The sequence below is a fragment of the Curtobacterium phyllosphaerae genome, from assembly GCF_049341865.1.
GTDB lineage: Bacteria > Actinomycetota > Actinomycetes > Actinomycetales > Microbacteriaceae > Curtobacterium > Curtobacterium phyllosphaerae.
The window spans coordinates 381,794-402,135 of the sequence record NZ_JBMPIU010000003.1 but is presented as its reverse complement, the minus strand read 5'-3'; the positions used below and the strand labels follow the sequence as shown (position 1 = coordinate 402,135).

At 71.3% G+C, this 20,342-nt stretch carries 21 protein-coding genes; 10 read left to right on the top strand and 11 right to left on the bottom strand.

The window, feature by feature from the left end; genetic code table 11:
- Positions 1-499: 499 nt before the first annotated feature.
- The 5 genes from ACO0E0_RS07490 to ACO0E0_RS07470 all read right to left on the bottom strand — a co-directional run bounded on the left by ACO0E0_RS07490 (position 500) and on the right by ACO0E0_RS07470 (position 5,116).
- The gene (locus tag ACO0E0_RS07490) at positions 500-859 is read right to left on the bottom strand and encodes a hypothetical protein (RefSeq protein WP_422870774.1); all 360 of its coding nucleotides are present in this window, start codon (positions 857-859) and stop codon (positions 500-502) included.
- Positions 849-1,334, bottom strand: coding sequence for a flagellar export chaperone FliS (locus ACO0E0_RS07485; RefSeq protein WP_422870773.1), 486 nt, complete (start codon positions 1,332-1,334; stop codon positions 849-851). The genes ACO0E0_RS07490 and ACO0E0_RS07485 overlap by 11 nt, the downstream gene beginning before the upstream one ends.
- Before the next feature lie 14 nt (positions 1,335-1,348).
- A complete protein-coding gene (gene fliD, locus ACO0E0_RS07480) occupies positions 1,349-2,749 on the bottom strand; it encodes a flagellar filament capping protein FliD (RefSeq protein ID WP_422870772.1) in 1,401 nt (466 codons plus the stop codon).
- Between the two features lie 259 nt (positions 2,750-3,008).
- Positions 3,009-4,172: a flagellin N-terminal helical domain-containing protein gene (locus tag ACO0E0_RS07475; RefSeq protein ID WP_422870771.1), complete on the bottom strand. Its 1,164-nt coding sequence runs from the start codon at positions 4,170-4,172 to the stop codon at positions 3,009-3,011.
- Positions 4,173-4,294: 122 nt separating this feature from the next.
- Positions 4,295-5,116 carry a sigma-70 family RNA polymerase sigma factor gene (locus tag ACO0E0_RS07470; RefSeq protein ID WP_422870770.1) on the bottom strand — a complete coding sequence of 274 codons (822 nt, stop codon included), beginning with the start codon at positions 5,114-5,116 and terminating at the stop codon, positions 4,295-4,297.
- 493 nt (positions 5,117-5,609) lie between these two features.
- Between ACO0E0_RS07470 and ACO0E0_RS07465 the strand changes: the two genes are divergently transcribed.
- Genes ACO0E0_RS07465 through ACO0E0_RS07445 form a run of 5 tightly spaced genes read left to right on the top strand, consistent with a single transcriptional unit; the run spans position 5,610 to position 9,416 of the window.
- Positions 5,610-6,095 carry a flagellar protein FlgN gene (locus ACO0E0_RS07465; protein WP_422870769.1) on the top strand — a complete coding sequence of 162 codons (486 nt, stop codon included), beginning with the start codon at positions 5,610-5,612 and terminating at the stop codon, positions 6,093-6,095.
- Positions 6,096-6,098: 3 nt separating this feature from the next.
- Entirely contained in the window at positions 6,099-7,529 is a 1,431-nt protein-coding gene (flgK, locus tag ACO0E0_RS07460; protein WP_422870768.1) for a flagellar hook-associated protein FlgK, read from the top strand.
- Between the two features lie 2 nt (positions 7,530-7,531).
- Complete coding sequence (gene flgL, locus ACO0E0_RS07455; RefSeq protein WP_422870767.1) at positions 7,532-8,416, top strand: flagellar hook-associated protein FlgL; 885 nt, start codon at positions 7,532-7,534, stop codon at positions 8,414-8,416.
- Complete coding sequence (gene fliW / locus ACO0E0_RS07450) at positions 8,413-8,805, top strand: flagellar assembly protein FliW (RefSeq protein ID WP_422870766.1); 393 nt, start codon at positions 8,413-8,415, stop codon at positions 8,803-8,805. The genes flgL and fliW overlap by 4 nt, the downstream gene beginning before the upstream one ends.
- Positions 8,806-8,858: 53 nt before the next feature.
- Positions 8,859-9,416, top strand: a complete 558-nt coding sequence (locus ACO0E0_RS07445; protein WP_422870765.1) for a DEAD/DEAH box helicase family protein — start codon at positions 8,859-8,861, stop codon at positions 9,414-9,416.
- Between the two features lie 69 nt (positions 9,417-9,485).
- Here ACO0E0_RS07445 and ACO0E0_RS07440 read toward each other — a convergent pair whose 3' ends face one another.
- Positions 9,486-10,241 carry an ABC transporter permease gene (locus ACO0E0_RS07440; protein ID WP_422870764.1) on the bottom strand — a complete coding sequence of 252 codons (756 nt, stop codon included), beginning with the start codon at positions 10,239-10,241 and terminating at the stop codon, positions 9,486-9,488.
- Positions 10,242-10,301: 60 nt separating this feature from the next.
- Between ACO0E0_RS07440 and ACO0E0_RS07435 the strand changes: the two genes are divergently transcribed.
- Entirely contained in the window at positions 10,302-11,183 is an 882-nt protein-coding gene (locus ACO0E0_RS07435; protein ID WP_422870763.1) for a hypothetical protein, read from the top strand.
- Between the two features lie 88 nt (positions 11,184-11,271).
- Here ACO0E0_RS07435 and ACO0E0_RS07430 read toward each other — a convergent pair whose 3' ends face one another.
- Positions 11,272-12,234: a beta-ketoacyl-ACP synthase 3 gene (locus ACO0E0_RS07430; protein WP_422870762.1), complete on the bottom strand. Its 963-nt coding sequence runs from the start codon at positions 12,232-12,234 to the stop codon at positions 11,272-11,274.
- 127 nt (positions 12,235-12,361) lie between these two features.
- Between ACO0E0_RS07430 and ACO0E0_RS07425 the strand changes: the two genes are divergently transcribed.
- Complete coding sequence (locus ACO0E0_RS07425) at positions 12,362-13,333, top strand: aldo/keto reductase (RefSeq protein WP_422870761.1); 972 nt, start codon at positions 12,362-12,364, stop codon at positions 13,331-13,333.
- A 33-nt stretch (positions 13,334-13,366) separates the two neighbouring features.
- Here the strand turns inward: ACO0E0_RS07425 and ACO0E0_RS07420 are convergent, their stop codons facing one another.
- The 3 genes from ACO0E0_RS07420 to zapE all read right to left on the bottom strand — a co-directional run bounded on the left by ACO0E0_RS07420 (position 13,367) and on the right by zapE (position 16,698).
- Entirely contained in the window at positions 13,367-14,032 is a 666-nt protein-coding gene (locus ACO0E0_RS07420) for a tyrosine-protein phosphatase (RefSeq protein ID WP_422870760.1), read from the bottom strand.
- Between the two features lie 126 nt (positions 14,033-14,158).
- A complete protein-coding gene (locus ACO0E0_RS07415; RefSeq protein WP_422870897.1) occupies positions 14,159-15,439 on the bottom strand; it encodes an ammonium transporter in 1,281 nt (426 codons plus the stop codon).
- 224 nt (positions 15,440-15,663) lie between these two features.
- Complete coding sequence (gene zapE / locus ACO0E0_RS07410; RefSeq protein WP_422870759.1) at positions 15,664-16,698, bottom strand: cell division protein ZapE; 1,035 nt, start codon at positions 16,696-16,698, stop codon at positions 15,664-15,666.
- A 215-nt stretch (positions 16,699-16,913) separates the two neighbouring features.
- Between zapE and ACO0E0_RS07405 the strand changes: the two genes are divergently transcribed.
- Both ACO0E0_RS07405 and ACO0E0_RS07400 read left to right on the top strand, forming a co-directional pair.
- Positions 16,914-17,822, top strand: a complete 909-nt coding sequence (locus tag ACO0E0_RS07405) for a sulfurtransferase (RefSeq protein ID WP_422870758.1) — start codon at positions 16,914-16,916, stop codon at positions 17,820-17,822.
- The gene (locus ACO0E0_RS07400; protein WP_422870757.1) at positions 17,819-18,274 is read left to right on the top strand and encodes a SufE family protein; all 456 of its coding nucleotides are present in this window, start codon (positions 17,819-17,821) and stop codon (positions 18,272-18,274) included. The genes ACO0E0_RS07405 and ACO0E0_RS07400 overlap by 4 nt, the downstream gene beginning before the upstream one ends.
- 43 nt (positions 18,275-18,317) lie before the next feature.
- Here ACO0E0_RS07400 and ACO0E0_RS07395 read toward each other — a convergent pair whose 3' ends face one another.
- Entirely contained in the window at positions 18,318-19,493 is a 1,176-nt protein-coding gene (locus ACO0E0_RS07395; protein WP_422870756.1) for an alpha/beta hydrolase family protein, read from the bottom strand.
- Positions 19,494-19,597: 104 nt separating this feature from the next.
- Here ACO0E0_RS07395 and ACO0E0_RS07390 point away from each other — a divergent pair, with 104 nt between their 5' ends.
- Positions 19,598-20,212, top strand: a complete 615-nt coding sequence (locus ACO0E0_RS07390; protein ID WP_422870755.1) for a DUF3000 domain-containing protein — start codon at positions 19,598-19,600, stop codon at positions 20,210-20,212.
- Positions 20,213-20,342: the final 130 nt, after the last annotated feature.

The following is a 20,342-nucleotide window of genomic DNA, read 5'->3' as shown; positions in this document are numbered from 1 at the left end:
CGGCGCGGCGACATCCTCGCCGAGAAACGACGTCGCCCCAGGCAGGAGATGTCGCCTCATGCACATGCAGACGATGCATCGGCATGGAGCGACATGTTCGCCGAAATCCGACGTCGCTCCTGGCGGAAGATGTCGCTCGATGCGCGGTCATCAAGCGGCCACCGCACGGAACGCACCGGCACGGCACCACCGCCGCGATGGCACCACCACTCGCATGCACTTGCATGGAGCGACATCTTTGCCGAGAAACGACGTCGCCTCCGGCGCGAAATGTCGCTCGATACGTAGTCATGATGCGGCAACCGCATGCATCCGCATGGAGCGACATCTTCGCCGAGAAACGACGTCGTTCCCGGCAGAAGATGTCGCTCGATGCGTGGTCATGAAGCGACAGGCACACGGGACACACCTGCGCGACGAGAACTACGCCGCAGCAGCCCCCGCCGCCCCCGCAGCAGCCGCAGCCGCCGCCCCCGCAGCAGCCGCAACGTCAGCGCACTCAGCCCGTCACGTCGAGGTACACCGACCGCGACGGCCCGCGGGACTCCTCGACACTGCGGACGGCGCCGAGGTGTCCGAGCACGGCGCGGCGGGCCTCGTCGACGCGGACGATCGCGTCCCGCTGCGCGGCCAGCAGCCGGGCGGCTCGTCCCGCGAGCGATCGCGGGAGCGGACCGAGTCCGGCAGGTGGGGACCACCGGACGGGAGGCGCGGGAGACGCCGCCACGGGCCTCCCGTCCGTCGCACGGCTGTTCGCGACCGCGTCCCGGGCCGCGACCGGGGCGATGCCTGCGGCGGCCTCGAGCTCGGCGAGGGCCGCCTGCCACGCGGCGAGGGTCTCCCCCGCGTCACGCGACACCGAGCGCTCCGCCCTGGTGTGCACCCTGCTGCTGGTAGCCCGGCGCGGGGATGGTCGCGGCCGCCTCGTGCCACGCGGCGCGGAGGGGCTCGAGGATCCGGATGGTGTCGCGGGTGGCGTTCACGTCCCGGTGCACGTTCGCCGTGACGAGCGACGTGGACGCGTAGTTGTAGATGGCGAGGAGGCCCTCGCCACCGTCCCACAGGTCGATGCGGAGCGTGCTGGAGAGCTCGCCGACGATCGCCTGCGCGTGCATGAGCTGGTCACGGGCGGCGGCCCAGTCGGCCGTCTCCTGCGCGGCGACGGCACGGTGCAGGTCGAGCATCAGCCGGTCGTAGAGCATCGTGACGAGCTGCGCGGGCGTCGCGGACAGCACGGCTTCGGCGTTGTACTGCGCGCGGCGCTGCTCGGCGACGGCAGGAGGCTTGGCGGCGGCGCGGAACGCGGCGGCGCTCGCGAGGTCGAAGGTGTTCATCGTGGTCGGTTCCGTCAACTGCTGGAGGTGGAGAGCCCGGACAGTGCGCTGGTGAGCCAGCTCGACTGGGACTTGAGGGTGGACAAGCTCGTCTCGAGGTTCGTGTAGACGGCCTGCAGCGACGCCTTGCGCGCGGCGAGCCGGTCGTCCCAGTCCGAGATCTGCTTGCTGAGGTCCGTGACGACCGACTGCTGCCCGGTGATCGCCGTGGTGATCGATCCGGTGTACTTGTCGGACATGGCGTTGGCGGCGTCGGCGACGTTCTGCGCGATCCCGGAGAGCATCGACTGCACGCCGGCCGGGTCTGCGGCGAGGGCGGTCTGGAACGCGTTCGAGTCGAACGTGAACGTGCCGTCCTTGTTGATCGACATCCCGATCGACGACGGCGACTTGCCGTTCACCGGGGTGGACATCGCACTCGAGAGCCGCTGCATCGCGGACCGCGTCGTGGCGTCGCCGGTGAGCGTGCCGCTCGTCGTGGTGGTGGCTCCGGTCGTGGAGTCCGTCGACGTCGTGACCGCGGTCGCCGTGCCGTAGTACGACGTGATCGCGTTGAACTGGTCGACGAGTCCGGACGCCACCGCCGCCGCCGCGGTCGTGTTCCGACCGACGGTGACGGTGACCGGGTCCGTGCTCGTCGCGCTCACGGTGATGTTGAGGCCCGGGAGCAGGTCGGTGAACGAGTTCGACTTGCTCGTGATCGTCTGCTGGGCGTCGGTCCCGGCCCAGAGCGTCACCGCGGCGTCGGACGCCTTCGTGACGATGCCGGCGCCGGGTTCCGCGAGCACGTTCGTCGCGGTCCCGGCGTCGACCTGGTCGGCCGTCCCCTGGTAGACCGAGAACGCGCCTGCGGCACCGGTCGTGGTGGACGTGAGCTGCAGTCGGTACTGCTTCGTGCCGTCCGATGCCGTCCCGGACGCCACCTTGACCGCCTTGACGCCCGCGGCGGATCCGTTGATCGCGCTCGCGACGTCGTCGAGGGAGGTCGACGCCGCCGTGACGGCGGTCTTCGTGCCGTCGGCGGCGACGAGGGTGATCGCCGGCGCGGTCGTCCCGTCGGCGTTCGCGGGCCACGTGCTCATCGCGGCGGTGACGCCGATCTGGGCCGCGGCCGTCGAACCGACGGTGAACGAGATCGCACCCGGGGTCGCGGAGACCGTCGCCGTCGCGGACACCGACGGAGCGCTGCTCGACGCGGTCCAGAGGTTGAGCGACGTCTTCGCGGCGGCGGTGGTCGCCTTCGTCGCGAGGTTCTGGATCTGGCCGTTGATCGTCTGGAGGGACGAGATGAAGGACTGGGTCGTGGTGACCTTCGACTTCAGCAGGGTCTGGGGTTGCTGCTCGATGGTCATCAGCGAGTTGATGAGACTCGTGGTGTCGAGTCCGCTGGCGAGTCCGTCGATGGCGAGCGACATCGGGTGCTCCTGTCCTCGTCGGTGTTCGTGAGGGGATGGTCACCGCGCACAGCGCGCGGACGGTGCCGCGCACACCCGGCGCGGGCGGCGCCGCGCGTACCCGGCGCGGACGGCGCCGCTCGCACAGCGCGCGGACGGTGCCGCTCGCACAGCGCGCGGACGGTGCCGCCGCCACCGAGGACACCCGAACGGTTCCCGGTGGCGGCGACGGAGCATCGCGGGGTCGGGGCGGGCCGCGACCGGCCCGCCCCGTCTCCGGCTAGCGGAGGAGCGAGAGGACGCCCTGCGTGCTCTGGTTCGCCTGCGCGAGCATCGACGTGCCGGCCTGGCTGAGGATGTTGTCGCGCGTGTACTTGACCATCTCCTCCGCCATGTCGACGTCGGTGATGCGGGAGCCGGCCGCGGTCAGGTTCTCCTTGGCCACGTTCGTCACGTTGATGGCGTGGTCGAAGCGGTTCTGGATCGCGCCGATCTTGGAACGAGCGGTCGAGACGGCCGTGATCTGGTCGTCGATCGTCTTGATCGCTGCCTGCGCGTGCGCGGCGGAGTCGAACTGCAGACCCGTCGTCGCGGCGGCACCGACGGTTGCGGCGCCGAGGCCCGCACCCGTGATCGTCGTGACGTCGGTGCCGTCCTTGGCCGTGACGAGGATGCCGTTGCCGGCACCGTTCGCGTCGGTCTGGACGGTCACGTCGAAGTTCGCCGAGAAGGTGGCGTCCTTCTTGAGGTCCGCCGCGTAGTCCGCGACGCTCGCGTAGGTGCCGGCGGCACCCATCGAGGTGACCTTGACCGACGTGCCGGCGGTCGCGAAGGTGACGTCGCCGCCGAGCTTCGTGACGTCGGCGACGGCCGAGGAGGTCCCGGTGCTGCCGGTGCCCGAGGTGAGCTTCGCCGCGATCTTGGCCACGTTCGCACCCGAGAGGTCGACCGTGATCTGGCTGTTCGCGTCGCCGTTCGCGCCGACCTGGAAGTTCAGGACGCCGTTCTTGCCGGTGCCGGCGGTGCCGTCGAGCAGGTTGATGCCGTTGAAGTTCGTCGAGCCCGCGATGCGGGTGAGCTCCTTCTGCAGCGAGTCGACCTCGGTCGAGATCGCGGTGCGCGAGTCGGCGTTGTTCGAGTCGTTGCCGGCCTGGACGGCCAGGTCACGCATGCGCTGGAGGATCGAGTGGGTCTCGGTGAGGCCACCTTCAGCGGTCTGCACGACGGAGATGCCGTCCTGTGCGTTGCGGGCTGCGACCGTGAGGCCACCGACCTGCGACTTCAGCCCCTCGGAGATCGACAGGCCGGCCGCGTCGTCGGCAGCACGGTTGATGCGGAGGCCGCTCGAGAGCTTCTCGAGGGACTTCGACAGGTCGTTCTGCGTCGAGTTGAGGTTCCGGTACGTGTTGAGTGCCGAGAGGTTGGTGTTGATGGACATACCCATGATGAATTCCTCCGTGAAGTGTGGGTGTGGTGCGTCTGCCCGTCCGTGGGCTGACAGTGAGGACTCTCGACCGGATGGCCGAGACCGTTAGGAGTTCGCCGAGGTTTTTTCCGGCGATGTGGTCATCCGGCCGCCGCCGCGTTGTGCGGGAGCGGTTCGTGCATGACGCGTGCGATGCCGACCGCGGCGTTCGCGGCGACACGGGCGAGGTAGACGCTCCGGCGGGCGGGGGTGGTCCGAGACTGCGGTTCGACCTCGGCACCGGGCTCGTCGGCGTAGTGCGTGGCGAGTCCGTCGCGGAGCAGGCGCATCGCCTCGGACCGCTGCTGCGACACGGCGGAGTGGGTGATCCCGAGCTCCTCGGCGACCTCGGTGACGGTGCGGTCGCCGAAGTACACCGACTCGACGATGAACCGCATGCGCTCGGGGAGGGCCTCGACCGCAGCGCGGAGGTAGCGCACCCGTTCGGTGGCGAGCAGGTCGTCCCCGGGCAGCGGGAGCTCGGTGGCGAGTGAGTCGTGGACGGTGTCGTCGATGGTGCCGACGGTGCGTGCGGCATCGGTGAGGGCGTCGGCCGCGGTCTGGCGGTCGACGCCGAGCGTGTCGGCGATCTCCTTCACGGACGCGTGCCGGCCGAGCTGGGCGGTGAGCGTCTCCTGGACGGCCATCGTCTCCTTGATGCGCTTCCGCGTGCCTCGGCTGGCCCAGTCCCCGGCGCGCATGTCGTCGGCGAACGCACCCATGATGCGGGTCCGGGCGTAGGCGCCGAACGGGACACCGAGGTCCGGGTCGAACGCGTCCGCGGCGGTGACGAGGGCGAGCGCCCCGACCGATGCGAGGTCGTCACGGGACAGGTGGGTGGCGCGTGCGCAGACCTCGGCGACGAGGTACCCGACGAGCGGGAGGTTCTCGACCACCATCGCGTTGCGTGCCGTGCGCTCCATGTGCCTGTCCCCTGGTCTGGTCCGGTCGGTCGACATCGGCTGTCCGATGCCGTGCTCACCCGTCCGTGGGCGCGACGGATCTCCGGCGCACTGGCACGCCGAGGAGACCCCTCGAAGACCGCCCGGTTCCGTCCGGGCGGTGCATGGGTTGTCCGGAACCGTGAGTCCGGGCCCGGCGGAGGACGTCCCCCGCCTGCACAGGAAATCTATCGAGACGCCGAGTGCTGTACAGCCCCTCATCCGTCCCCAGTCCGGGGGTTCCCGCCGTGGTTCCGGGGCATTCCGCCCCCGAGTGGGGGTCCCCCGTTCGGCGGACCGGCCCGCGTTCGTGCCCCGAACTGGAGGTGTGGAGCACCTTGTCGACGGATGATCGGCCGGGTAGGCGGCCGGGTCGGGATCCCGGCCTAACGGACGGGGCCGGACCGCCGATAGTGCTCCTCGACGACACGAGACGGACGCGGCACCTGCTGCGTCGACGTGGAGGGAGGAGACCTTGGGCGTGAACGAACTGTCTGCCGTGCTGTGGCGGGAGCGCGAGCTGCTCGAGCTCCTGACCTTCAAGCTCGAGGAGGAGCAGCTGCTCCTCACCGCGGGACGCTCGCGCTGGATCGACCACGCGAGCCGCGAGGTCGAGCAGGTCCTCGAGCGCCTCCGCGCCGTCGGGCTCGAGCGCTCGATGGAGTCCGCGGCCATCGCCGAGGAGTGGGGCACCCCGTCGGACGCGCCGCTCCGCGAGATCGTCGCCGCCGCACCCGCCGGGCCGTGGGGCGACATCCTCGGTGCACACCTCCGCGCGATGATCGAGCTCACCACGCAGATCGCGGGCCTCCGCGACGAGAACGACCGGTTCCTCCGTGCCGCCGCCCGCGCGACGCAGGAGACCCTCGCCGGTGCCGTCGGCGACACCGCGACGTACGACGTGCGCGGGACCTCCGGGGTCGGCTCGACCGGCGCCCGCATCTTCGACGGGAACCTCTAGACCATGGTCAGCACCTTCGGCGGACTGAGCGTCGCGTACTCCGGCCTCACCGCAGCGCGGACCGGGCTCGACGTCGTCGGGCAGAACATCGCGAACGCCGGGACCGAGGGCTACACCCGTCAGCGCGTGACCCAGTCGTCGGTGCCCCCGGTCGCACAGACCGGCTGGCTGCACGGCACGAACGCACTCGTCGGGCAGGGTGTCTCCGTGGACGGGATCGCACGCCTGTCGAACATGACCCTCGACGCGCAGGTCCGCGCGTCGTCCGCCGCCTCCGGGTTCGCGACGGCCCGCTCGTCGGCCCTGTCGACCCTCGAGGGGTCCCTGAACGAGCCCGGTGCCAACGGGTTGTCCGCACGACTGGACACGATGTGGGCGGCCTGGACGGGCCTCCAGAACGATCCGTCCGACCCGGCCTCGGCCGGTGTCGTCCTGAGCACCGCCGCACAGGTGGCGACCACCCTGCAGACCGGCTCGCAGGCGATCGACACGCAGTGGACGTCCGCGCGCCGGTCGGTCGACACGTCCGTGTCCGAGCTGAACAGCGCGGCGTCGCAGGTCGCGGACCTCAACGCGCAGATCCGGACGACGAAGGCCGCCGGCGGTTCGGTCAACGAGCTCTCGGACCAGCGCGACGTCCTGACGAAGCAGATCGCGACGCTCTCCGGGGCGACCGTCCGCGACAACGGCGACGGCACGGTCGACGTCGTCGTCGGCGGGAACGCGCTCGTGCGCGGAACGTCTGCCCGGTCGATCGCCGTGTCCGGCGCGGGCCGGCTCGCCGACGCCGCCGGTGCGCCCGTCACGCTCTCCTGGGTCGGGGGTTCCGGGTCGGCGGTCTCGCTCGACGGCGGCAGCATCGCCGGGACCCTCTCCACGATCGCCCCCGCGAACGCCACCGGCACCGGCGGCGCCCTCGCCGAGGCGTCGGCCGGCTACGACCGGGTCGCGACCACCCTCGCCGCCCAGGTGAACGCGCTGCACCGGACCGGGTACACCTCGACCGGGGCCACCGGCGTCGACTTTTTCGGGACCACCCCCGGCGTCCCCGCGGCGCAGGGCCTCACGGTGCTCGCCACCGACGGGTCCGGGCTCGCGACCCGCGACGCCTCGGGTGCCTACTCCGGCAAGGTCGCCGACGCCATCGGGCAGCTCACGACGAGCACCACCGGCGCCGACGCGGCATGGTCGAACCTCGTCACCGGGATCGGCACGGTCGCGAAGGCGGCCGCGAACGCGACGACGCTCACCGGCCTCGCCGCGACGAGTGCCGCGACGCAGCAGCAGTCCGGCGCGGGCGTCGACCTCGACGAGGAGAACGTCAACCTGCTGACCTACCAGCACGCGTACCAGGGCGCCGCCCGGGTGCTCACCGCGGTCGACGAGATGCTCGACACGCTCATCAACCACGTCGGACTCGTCGGGAGGGGCTGATCGTGCTCACCAGGGTCACCACGCAGATGTCCATGGCCGCCGCCCAGCAGCGGCTCCAGGCCGGCGCCGCCAAGCTCGCGCAGCTGTCCGACCAGGCGACGTCGCTGAAGAACATCACCGTCCCCTCGGACGACCCCGTCGGCACCGGCCGGTCGATCGCGGTCCGCAGCGAGCAGGCGCAGAACGCGCAGTACGCCCGGAACGCCGACAGCGGCGCCGGGTGGCTCGACACCACCGACTCGACGCTCGCGGGCGTCTACTCGGTGATGAACACGTTCCGCGACCTCACCGTGCAGGGTGCGAACGACGGCACCCTCGGTCCCACCGACCGCGATGCGATCGTGACGCAGCTGCAGGGCCTCAAGCAGAGCCTGCTGCAGGACGCAAACGCGACGTACGCCGGGCGACCGGTGTTCGCCGGCAGCACGGACTCGTCGGCTGCCTTCGACGACGACTTCACCTGGAACGGGACCGCCGACGCGACGGTCACCCGCCGGATCGCCTCGGGGACGACGGTGCGCGTCGACACCGACGGCAGCGCCGTGTTCGGCACCGGCGCCGACTCCGTCTTCACCCTCATCGACAACGTCGTGAGCGACCTGCAGAAGGGCGTCAACGTGAACCCGCGGCTCAACGAGATCGACAGCCGTCTGAGCGCCCTCCGCGGCGTCCAGGCGGACGTCGGGACGCGACATGCCGCCGTCCTGTCGGCGAAGGAGACCCTCGCCTCGCAGAAGGTCACCCTCGAGGGCCAGCGCGCCCAGGTCGAGGACAAGGACGTCGCGAGCGCGATCCTCGACCTGCAGATCCAGCAGACCAACTACCAGGCAGCACTCGCCGTCACGGCGAAGACACTGCAACCGACCCTGATGGACTACCTCCGATGAGCATCCACCTCGCATTCGCGATCGCCCCGTTCGGCCTCGAGCCGCTCTCGCGGTTCACCCTCGACGAGGTCCCCGGTGCGGACGGACTGTTCGCGCTCGTCGGGACCGGGACGACCGAGTCCGGCACCACCGACCCGCGGCTCTACGTCCTCGACGCGGCGGTGCACCTGTCGTCGTACGCGCCGGTGATCTCCGACGAGCAGACGACGATCCTCGACCTGCGGGACGCTGCCGAGGCGATGCTCCTCGTCGTCGCGAACCCGGCCGAGGCGGAGACCACGGTCAACCTGCTCGCGCCGATCGTCGTCAACGCGCGGACCGGCATCGGGGCGCAGTTCATCCTCGAGGACCAGGAGTTCCCGCTCCGTGCGGTGCTGACGCGGAGCTGACGCGGCGGCGGTCCCTGCCGGGTGTCCGGTCCACGTTCTGGGACACTGTGCCGATGAGCGACTCCGAAGTCCTGTTCATCGGCGGCCGGTCGGGTGTCGGCAAGACCTCGGCGGCCGCGGCACTGCACGTCCTGCTCACCGGCCTCGACGTCCGGCACGCCGTGATCGAGGGCGACACCCTCGACCTCGCACACCCCGCCCCGTGGGAGCACGGTCACGACCTCGCAGCACGGAACCTCGCGGCGATCTGGGGCAACTACCGCGCGATCGGCCACCGTCGGCTCGTGTACACGAACACCGTCGCCGTCCTGGAGGCCCACCACCTGTCCGCAGCGATGGGGGACGACCCGCAGGTGGTCGGGGTGCTGCTGCTCGCGGACGACACGACCGCGGCGCGACGACTGTCCGGGCGGGAACAGGGCGCCGAGCTCGAACGATCGATCGCGAAGAGCGCTGCGGCTGCCGCCCGTCTCGACCGCGACGCCGGTGCGGACGTCCATCGACTCGACACCAGCGGCCGGACGCCGGACCAGGTCGCGGTCGAGCTCCTCGCACTCACCGGGTGGGCATCGACGGGGCAGGTCGGACCCCGACGAGACCCCACGCACTGACGCGGCTCAGCGTCCGAGGTCCGACGCCAGACGCCCGACGCCCGACGCCCGGCCCCCGACCCCCGACGATCACCGTCCGTCGAGCGGCAGCGGCCGCACGCGGACCGGCCCGAGCCACCGCGTCAGCACCACCGCGACGACGGCACCGGCCCCGATGATCGCCGCGAGCACGACGATCTGGAACCGTCCGGCCTCGAGCGGCGACACGCCCCCGAAGACCGCGCCGACGAACGCGCCGGGCAGCGTGACGAGCCCGGTGGTCCTCGTCTGGTCGGTCGTCGGCACCATCGCCGCGTGGATCGCCCGCCGCACGAGGTCCGCCGTCGCTCGACGCGGCGTCGCCCCGAGTGCGAGCCACCCCTCGACCTCCTCCCACCGGTCGTCCGCGAGCTCGACGAACCGCCGCCCGCTCAGCGTCGCGATCGTCATCGCGTTCCCGATCACGATCCCCCCGATCGCGAGCACGTACCGGGGCGAGAACGCGATGGCCCCCGTCGCGAACACGAGCAGGAGCGCGACGACGACACCCGTGCCCATCGCGCACGTCACGGGCCACAGGTGGGTGCGGACGGTCCCGAGCCGCCGGGTGGCCGTCCACGTCGCGACACCGAACATCACCGCGAGTGCGAGCGCGATCCACCACGGATCCCGGATCACCCCCGCGAGCACCAGGCTGATGGCCGCGAGCTGCAGCGTCCCCCGGAGCACGGCCAGGGCCGGCGCGAACGGGTGCGGGGCCCGGACGGCGAGCAGCACGCCCGTCGCGAGCGCGACCAGCACGGACACCCCGAGGAGCGTCGAGACGACGACCGGGAGTGTGAGCACGGGTCCACCCTGCTGCACATGGCCCCGGAACCCCCGGACGACACCGCGTAGGGTGCACCAATGGCGAAACGTGGAACTCCCGACGACGGCCGGGCGATCGTCCCCGTCCCCGACCTCACCCCCGCTCCCGACACCGACGGCGCACGCGTCGCGAACGAGAAGACCCCCCGCTGGCTCGGGACGCTCGACCGGGTGATCAGCGTGCAGCGTCCCGTGGTGGTGGCCCACGTCGATCGGCTCCGCCGCGCCCACCCGGACGCGTCGCCCGCCGACATCATCCGCATCCTCGAACGCCACTACCTCACGGCGGTGACCTCGGGCGGCGCGGCGGTCGGCGCGAGCGCCGTGATCCCCGGCGTGGGCTTCGCCGCGAGCCTCGGCCTGACCGGTGCCGAGACCGTCGGGTTCCTCGAGACGAGTGCGTTGTTCGCCCAGTCCGTCACCGAGGTGCACGGCATCGCGATGACCGACCCGGACCGCGCCCGGACGCTCGTCATGGCGATGATCCTCGGCGCACCGGGGACCTCGCTCGTCAAGCAGCTCGCTGCTCAGGCCGGCGGCGGACCGGCCCGGGACAAGTTCTGGGGCGAGATGATCACCTCGAGCATCCCGCGCTCGGCGATGGGCGGGATCGCGAACCAGCTCCGCGACACGTTCGTCAAGCGGTTCGCCCTGCGTCAGGGCACGAGCGTCATCGGCCGTGCGATCCCGTTCGGCATCGGTGCGGTCGTCGGCGGCATCGGCAACCACGCGCTCGGTCGCAAGGTCGTCGACAGCTCCCGCTCGGCGTTCGGCACGCCGCCGTCGTCGTTCCCGTACCCGATCGAACCGAAGCGCGGACGGACGCCGCGGACCGTGACGGCACCCGGCGAACGTCGCGCGCTCCCGTGGCGCCGGAAGCACGCGGGCGACGACCAGCGGGGCCAGGACCGCGAGGTCTGAGTCCCGACGACCCGACACGAGCCGGTCTGGAGGCGCGGGGCGGCCCGGACCGCGCCTCCAGTCCGGGTCGCGACCGCGACCGGCGTCGTCAGCGTCTGGTCGGGGTGGTGATCACCTGGCCGGCGTGCGTGAACCCGCCGCCGAAGCCGAACAGGAGCGCGGGGACGCCCTCCGGGAGGTCGCCGCGCGCCCACGCCTTCGAGAGCCCGAGCGGGACGCTCGCCGCCGACGTGTTCCCGGAGTCGACCACGTCGGCGAGGACGAACCGGTCCTCCGCGCCGAGCGCCTTCGCGAGTGGCTCGATGATGCGGAGGTTCGCCTGGTGGAACGCGAAGACCTGGATGTCGTCCATCGTGAGTCCGGCCTTCTCGACGACGGCGCGGGCGTGCCCCTCGGCCTCGGTGATCGCCCAACGGTAGATCGACCGGCCCTCCTGTGAGAAGCGCTCCGGGTCGCCCTCGACCAGGACGGCGCGGAGCAGGTGCGGCACGCTCCCCCACGAGACCTGCCCGATCTCCGGTGTCTCGCTCCGCTGGACGACCGCGGCGCCCGCCCCGTCGCCGATGAGCACGCACGTCGACCGGTCCGTCCAGTCGACGATGCCCGAGATGAGTTCCGACCCGATGACGAGGCTGGTGGTGGCGGACCCGGTGCGGATCGACATGTCAGCGAGGGCGACCGCGGACTCGAAGCCGCTGCACGCCGTGTTGACGTCGAGCGGCATCGCGGTGCCGACCTCGAGGCCGACGGCGACGCGACCCGCCGAGTACGGTGCCCGGTCGCGGTGGCTCGTCGACGCGACGATGACCTGGTCGACCTCACCCGCGTCGATCCCGGCGTCGGCGAGGGCGGCCCGCCCGGCCTCGATCGCCATGCTCGTGACGGTGTCCGACTCGCCGCCGATGTGGCGCGTCCGGATGCCGGTGCGGGTCCGGATCCACTCGTCGTTCGTGTCGACGATCTCCGCGAGGTCGTCGTTGGTCATCACGCGCTCTGGCTGGTAGTGCCCGAACCCGACGATGCGGCTGCCCGGAGCTCCCTGGATCTTCACCCGAGCGACGTTACCGGCTGACCGGGAACCGCATCGTCACGTCCTCTCCAACGATGCCCGTGGCAACTTGTCGGGTCTGTTGCCATCGTCTGAGCGGGTGTCCGTGGCCGGGGCGTAGACCGGGACCATGGAATACACACACCTCGGCAGGACAGGGCTGTCCGTCTCCCGTGCGGTCCTCGGCACGATGAACTTCGGACCACAGACCAGCGAGGACGACTCGCACGCGATCATGGACCGGGCGCACGAGCTCGGCGTCAACTTCTTCGACACCGCGAACGGCTACGGCGGATCGGTCGGCAAGGGCGCGACCGAGGAGATCATCGGGCGCTGGTTCGCCAAGGGTGGCGGGCGACGCGAGAAGACCGTGCTCGCGACGAAGGTCTACGGCGACATGCTCGACTGGCCGAACGGCGGCAAGCTCTCGGCGGTCAACATCCGACAGTCCCTCGACGCGTCGCTCCGTCGCCTGCAGACCGACCACATCGACCTCTACCAGATGCACCACGTCGACCGGGACACGCCGTGGGACGAGATCTGGCAGGCCATGGAGCTCGCTGTCCAGCAGGGCAAGATCCTCTACGTCGGGTCGTCGAACTTCGCCGGGTGGCACATCGCCCAGGCCCAGGAGGCCGCGCGTTCGCGCAACTTCCTCGGGCTCGTCAGCGAGCAGTCGATCTACAACCTCGTCGTCCGTGACGTCGAGCGCGAGGTCCTGCCTGCCGCGCAGCACTACGGCCTCGGTGTGATCCCCTGGTCGCCGCTCCAGGGCGGACTCCTCGGCGGCATCATCGAGAAGACCGAGGAAGGATCGCGCCGGCTCGAAGGTCGGAGCGCCGAGTACGTCGACAGCCACCGTGAGCAGCTCACCACGTACGAGGGCTTCGCGAAGGAGCTCGGGCACACCCCGGGCGAACTCGCGCTCGCGTGGCTCCTGCACCAGCCGGGCGTCACCGGGCCGATCACCGGTCCGCGGACGATGGAACAGTGGGAGTCCGCCGTCCGCTCGGTCGACATCCACCTGGACCAGGCGACACTCGACCGCCTCGACGAGATCTTCCCGGGGCACAAGACCTCGCCGGAGGACTTCGCCTGGTGAGCTGCGACGGCCGCGAGGTCGATCGGCCGGCGGCTACAACCGATCGACCTCGCGGTCGCTCAGACCGATCCACCGGAGGTACCCGCGCACCGACCCGTAGCGCTCCTCGACCTGCTCGACGACGTGGACCGCGACCTCCGGGACGCAGCGCTGCATGATGCGGGAGATCCGCGCCGCCTCCGGACCGGACTGCTCGGCGACCGACCGCTCGCGCGCGAACCTCTCCGCCAGCGCGTCCGCCGTCGCCCCGTAGTCCGCGCCGACCCGGTCGAGGTCCGCACCCCACAGTCGTGCGAGCAACGCGCTCACCACGCCGGTGCGGTCCTTGCCGGCCGAGCAGCACACGAGCACGTCGCCCGGTGTCCCGGACAGCGTGCGGAACACCTCGGCGATCGTGCCGCGATGTCGGACGAGCCAGTCGAGGTACTGCGCTTCGAGGGGTGCCGACATGTCCGCGGTCTCGACCTCGGACGGGTCGAAGAGCGGGACGGACCGGTACCCGGCGGAGTCCCGGAGCGGGTGGGGGACGGCGTCGAGTTCGTCGTCGCGGCGGAGGTCGACCACGGCGCTGAGTGACGTCGGGTAGGCGTCGGCGTCGACGCCCGGCTCGGTGTTCGACCGGAACACGGTCCGCGGCCGACCGACCTGCAGTCCGGGTCCCCCGACCTCGCGGAGGTTGGTCAGCGTCGACGTCGTCATGCGCCCAGTCTTGCGCTCCCTCCGCCCTCCTCCTCCGCGGAACACGAAGTCGGCCGGTTCTCGCAGGGTTGTCTCCCTGCGAGAACCGGCCGACTTCGTGTCTTCCGGAAGACTCCGGCGCCGGAGCTACCGCCGGGCACCGACCGTGATCGGCGTCCGGTCCTCCTCCTCGAAGAGGACGTAGCCCTCCTCGCCGTGGACGGCGGTGTCGATGCCCGCGACCTCGTCCTCGGTCTTCACGCGGAAGCCCATCGTCTTCTCGAGGATCCAGCCGATGACGAAGGCCAGGACGAACGAGTAGACGAGCACGACGCCGGCCGCGGTGGCCTGCTTGCCGAGCTGGACGAACGAGCCGGAGTAGATCAGGCCGGTGCCGTTGGCGAAGATCCCGAGGAACAGCGTGCCGAAGATGCCGCCGACGAGGTGCACGCCCACGACGTCGAGCGAGTCGTCGAAGCCGAGCTTGTACTTCCAGTCGATCGCGAAGCAGCAGAGGATGCCGGAGACGAACCCGAGCAGCAGGCCCCAACCGGGCGTCAGTGCGGCACACGCCGGGGTGATCGCGACGAGACCGGTGACGGCGCCGGACGCGGCACCGATCGACGTGGCCTTGCCGTCACGGATCTTCTCGATGAGGAGCCAGCCGAGGACGGCCGCGGCGGGTGCGGCGAGCGTGTTCACCCAGGCGAGCGAGGCGATGCCGTCGGCGTTGCCCTCGGAGCCCGCGTTGAAGCCGAACCAGCCGAACCAGAGGATGCCGGCGCCGAGGAGCACGAAGGGCGGGTTGTGCGGCTTGTGCGCACCCTTGGCGAACCCGACGCGGCGACCGAGGACGATGGCGAGCGCCAGGCCGGCCGCTCCGGCGTCGATGTGCACCGCGGTGCCGCCGGCGAAGTCGATGACGCCCCAGGTCGCGAACATGCCCGAGGTGAGGTTGAACACCCACGAGGCGACCGGGAAGTAGCAGACCGTGACCCAGATGCCCGCGAAGACCATCCAGGTGCCGAACTTCGCGCGGTCCGCGATCGCGCCCGAGATGAGCGCAACGGTGATGATCGCGAAGGTCGCCTGGAACCCGATGAACGCCATGTCGGGGTACGTCGCGTTCAGGGTGTGCGCCGTCGCCTGCTCGAACGCCTGCCCGAGGCCGATCTCGTTGAGGTCGATGCTGAAGAAGCCGACCTTGCCGATCACGTGGCTGCCGGGGGTGTCGTTCGCGAACGAGATCGCGTAGCCGTAGAGCACCCAGAGGACGCTCACAAGACCGATGGCACCGAAGGACATCATCATCATGCTGATGACGCTCTTGGCCTTGACCAGACCGCCGTAGAAGAACGCCAACCCCGGGGTCATGAACAGCACCAGGGCCGCCATGATCAGGATGAAGCCGGTCTGACCGTGATCGATCATCTGAACACCTCTCGCTCGCACTGCTGGGACACGTCGGGCGGTGCTGCTGCGTTCGGTGCGTGTCGACGCGTCCGCCTCGGGTGCACCCAGTGTCGCGAGGTGACGTTTCGCTCCGGCACTCGGGGTGTTTCGGCGGTGTAACACGATTCGTCCGGATGTAAACGTCGTGTTTCGTCAGCCCGGCGGTCCTCTGGACAGGGGCTGCGCGAGCGCGGCGACGGTCAGGAGGCGCGGGTGAGGGCCACGACGCGGCTCGCGGCGCGCAGGTACTTCTTCCGGTAGCCGCCGTCGAGCATGGTCGCCGGGTACACCTGGTCGAGCGGCGTGCCGGACGCCACGATGCGCACCTGTCCGTCGTAGAGCCGGTCGACGAGCGCGACCCACCGGAGCGCGTCCGTCTGGTCGGTGAACGGCGCGACGTCCGTGAGTCCGACCGCGTCGAGTCCCTCGACCATCGCGACGTACCGGGACGGGTGCACCGACGCCAGGTGCCCCACCACGGCACGGAAGTCGTCCTGGGTGACGTTCCCCGGGCCTCCCGGGCGGGCGCCGGACGGCAGGGTCTGCAGGACCGCGGCGACGTCGTCGACCGTGGCCGCGGACTCGTCCGTGGACCGACGGCGGAAGTCCAGACCGTCGATCCGCATCGTGTCGAACCGGTCCGACATCGCCTGGATCTCCCGGAGGAAGTCCTGCGCCGCGAACCGGCCCTCGCCGAGCGCGCCCGGCGGTGTGTTGGACGTCGCCGCGAACCGGGTGCCGTCGTCGGCGAGCTCCTTGATGAGCCGGGTCATCATCATGGTGTCGCCCGGGTCGTCGAGCTCGAACTCGTCGATGCAGACGAGCGCGGTCCCGCGGAGCAGGTCGACGGTCCCTCGGAACCCCAGCGCGCCGACGAGGGCGGTGTACTCGATGAAGGTGCCGAACGTCTTCCGTCCGGAGGCGGCGTGGTAGGCCGCGGCCAGCAGGTGGGTCTTGCCGACGCCGAACCCGCCGTCGAGGTACACGCCCGACGTCGCGGCGACCTCGGGCGCCCGGCGCCGGCCGAAGAGACCGCGTCGGCCCGTCGGTGCCGACGCCACGAACGCCGCCACCGTGTCGCGGACCGCGGCCTGCGAGGGGAAGTCCGGGTCGGGCCGGTACGAGTCGAACGACGCCGACTCGAACTGCGGCGGCGGGACGAGCGCGGCCGCCATCTGCTCGGGGGTGACGCTCGGGTCCCGGTCGACGAGGTGCGGGAACGGGGCGTCGGGCATCCAGGAGCCTCTCCGGTGGGGAACGAGCACGGCGACGACGCCCGATGTCTCGGTGCAGCTGTCACAGCGCCACTGTCACAGCACAACTGTCACAGCACAACTGTCACAGCGCCGCTGTCACGGTGCAGCGGGAACACGGTGCGTCCGCGTACCGTTGACCTGGCGCCGCAGTCGATCTTAGCCGCGCGCCCTCGTCATCCCAGCAGGAGGTACCCATGACCGCCCCGGTCGACCCGTCCGACAAGTTCGCCGCCTACGCCCACCCCGAGCGGCTCGTCTCGACCGAGTGGCTCGCGTCGCAACTCGACGCCGGGAACGCGGACCTCGTCGTGGTGGAGTCCGACGAGGACGTCCTGCTGTACGAGACCGGCCACGTCCCGGGCAGCGTCAAGATCGACTGGCACACCGACCTCAACGACCCGGTGCAGCGCGACTACATCGACGGCGAGGCGTTCGCTCGACTCGTGGGCGGCAAGGGCATCGGCCGTGACACCACCGTCGTCCTGTACGGCGACAAGAACAACTGGTGGGCGGCGTACGCACTGTGGGTGTTCTCGCTGTTCGGCCACGAGGACGTCCGTCTCCTCGACGGCGGCCGGACGAAGTGGATCGCCGAGGGGCGCCCGCTCACGACCGACGCCACCACCGTCGCCGCGGTCGACTACCCGGTGGTCGAGCGCTCCGACGACGCGATCCGCGCGTTCCGCGACGACGTCGTCGCGGGGCTCGGCTCGTCGCCGCTCATCGACGTCCGGAGCGCCCCGGAGTACTCCGGCGAGCGCACCACCGCCCCCGACCACCCGGAGGAGGGCGCGCTCCGCGCCGGGCACATCCCGACCGCCGTGAACATCCCGTGGGCCACCGCCGCGGACACCGACGGGACCTTCCGGCCGCGCGCCGAGCTCGAGACGATCTACCGCGACGGTGCCGGCCTGTCCGACGACGACGCCGTGATCGCGTACTGCCGGATCGGCGAGCGGTCGAGCCACACGTGGTTCGTCCTCCAGCACCTGCTCGGACTCGCCGACGTCCGGAACTACGACGGCTCGTGGACCGAGTGGGGCAGCGCGGTTCGGGTCCCGATCGTCACCGGGAGCGAGCCCGGGAGCGTCGCCACCCGATGACCGACGAGCTCCCCGCGGCCCTCGCCGGGATCCGGGACGACTTCCTGGCGCTCGGGGTGCCGGACCGACTGCAGCTGCTCCTCGAGTTCTCGAACGAGCTCCCCGCGCTCCCATCGGAGTACGCGGACCACCCGGACCTGCTCGAGCGCGTCGAGGAGTGCCAGTCGCCGGTGTTCGTGTTCGTCACGGTCGGGGCCGCACCGGACGCGTCCGACGTGGTCCGGATGCACGCGACGGCGCCGGCCGAGTCCCCGACGACACGCGGGTTCGCGAGCATCCTCGCGCAGGGGCTCAGCGGTCTCAGCGTCGAACAGGTCCTCGGGGTTCCGAACGACTACCCGCTGACACTCGGTCTGAGCGAGGCGGTCAGCCCGCTCCGGATCCGCGGCATGGTGGGGATGCTCGGCCGGGTCCAGCGGCAGGTGCGCGCGAAGGCCGCCGAGACCGCCTGACCACGCGGTCGGTCGCGGTTCGCCCCCGTCAGGTCCGCACCCGTCAGGTCCGGACCCGCCGGCGGACCACTTCGGTCAGCCACGCCATGATCCGCGCGTCGAACCAGTCGGCGTCGTGGTTCCAGAGCTTGGTGTGCCGTGCCCCGGTGGTGACCTCGAGGCGGACGATGTCCGGACGGGCCGCCGCCAGCGCGTGCGAGGCGGTCGACGGGACGAAGCCGTCGTCGTCGCTGTGCAGCACGAGCACCGGCACGTCGAGTTCGTCCGCGCGTGCGACCATGTCCAGCTCACGGAGGTCGATCGTCCGCTCGGACCCCGCCATGCGGTGCAGGAACGGCGTCCGGAGGAGTCGCTCGACCGCGGGCCGGACGAAGCGGGGCAGTCCGATCTCCGCGCTCTGCGAGCGGAGCACGGCGTCCCAGTCGACGACCGGCGACTCGAGGACGATCCCGTCGACGACGTGGGCGAGCTGCGAACGGACGAGGGTCTGCAGCACGACCGCGCCGCCCATCGACCAGCCCATCAGCACGACGCTCGTCGCACCCTGGTCGACGACCCACCGGAGTGCCGCGTCCACGTCCTCCCACTCCGTCGACCCGAGGCCGTACCGGCCGTCGTCGGTCCGGGGTGCCACGCCGTCGTTCCGCCACGATGCGAGGAGGACCGAGTACCCGGCGGCGCGGAACACCGGGAGCGCTCGGATGGTCTCGGCACGCGTCACCCCGCGCCCGTGCACGAGGACCGCCCACGGCGCCGTCGGGTCCGCGGCGCGCACCGCCCACGCCGGCGCCGGACCGATGGGCGTGCGGACGTCGACGTCCTCGACCGGCACGTCGAGCTCCGACGGGTGGAGGTAGAACCACCCACCCCACCTGCCGCGGACGGCGCCACGGGGATCCCCGGTGTCGACGGCGAGGATGCGGCGGGTCACGGTGGTCGGGCTCGTGCCGAGGACGTCGCCGACGCGGAGGTGCCCTGTCCCGGCACCGAACCACAGGCTGTACCGCCCGGACAGCTCGGTGTCGGCCGATCGCCCGAGCGTGACCGTCATCGCGTGGAGGTCCACCGCGTGGATCCGGACGCGCTCGGTCCGTCGGCGGTCCGGCGTCACCACCACCCTCGCCATCGCCGCGACGAGTCCCGCCGCCACGGCACCACCGAGCAGCGTCGCACCGACCCCGATCCCGGCGACGGTCCTCACCGCGGCATGGCGTTCCATCCGGCTCCCGTCCGCCGCGGCCTCCAGGCAGCACGGCGCTCGTCCTCGCACGGCGTCGGCGTGCCGCCGCTTCGCGCAGTTCTCCCGGAGCCTAGTCTGCAGGGGTGTCAGACACCCCACAGCCGACCGCGGAGCCCGAGGCCTTCAGCCGCCTGCGCGCGTTCGTGTCCGCCGGGGCGATCCGCCCCGAGACGACGCTGACCGAGATCCCCTCGCCGAGCCGCATCGCGCCGCATTCCCTCGCCCTCGCCGCGGACGTGTCCGGTGTCGCCCACGGCGTGGACTCGGACCTCGGCACCGGACGGTTCATCGCGCTGTACGACCCGCGTGAGCCCGACGAGTGGAACGGGCCGTTCCGGGTCGTGTCCTTCGCGCAGGCACCCCTCGAACCGGAGATCGGCGTCGACGAGTTCGTCGCGGACGTCACGTGGAGCTGGCTGGTCGACGCGTTGTCGTCCCACGGCGCCGGGTACTCGCACGCGTCCGGGACGGCGACCAAGATCATCTCCCGCGGCTACGGCGAGCTCAGTGCGCAGGGCGACGGCGCCCAGCTCGAGCTCCGTGCCTCGTGGACACCCACCGACGACGACCTCGTCCCCCACGTCGAGGCGTGGCAGGACATCGTCGCGATGCTCGCCGGGCTGCCACCGGTCTCGGACGGCGTGACGCTGCTCGGTCCGCGGCGGCTCGCCAAGGAGACCCCGGAGGTCATCCCGTGACGGCTCACCAGCCCGTTCCCGATCCGTTCACCGTTCCCGAGCACCTCCTGCGGGCCGAGCCCGCCGCGCCCGAGCCTGCCGCGCCCGAGCCCGACGCCGCGCCCTCGCCCGAGCCAGCCGCGCCTGAGCC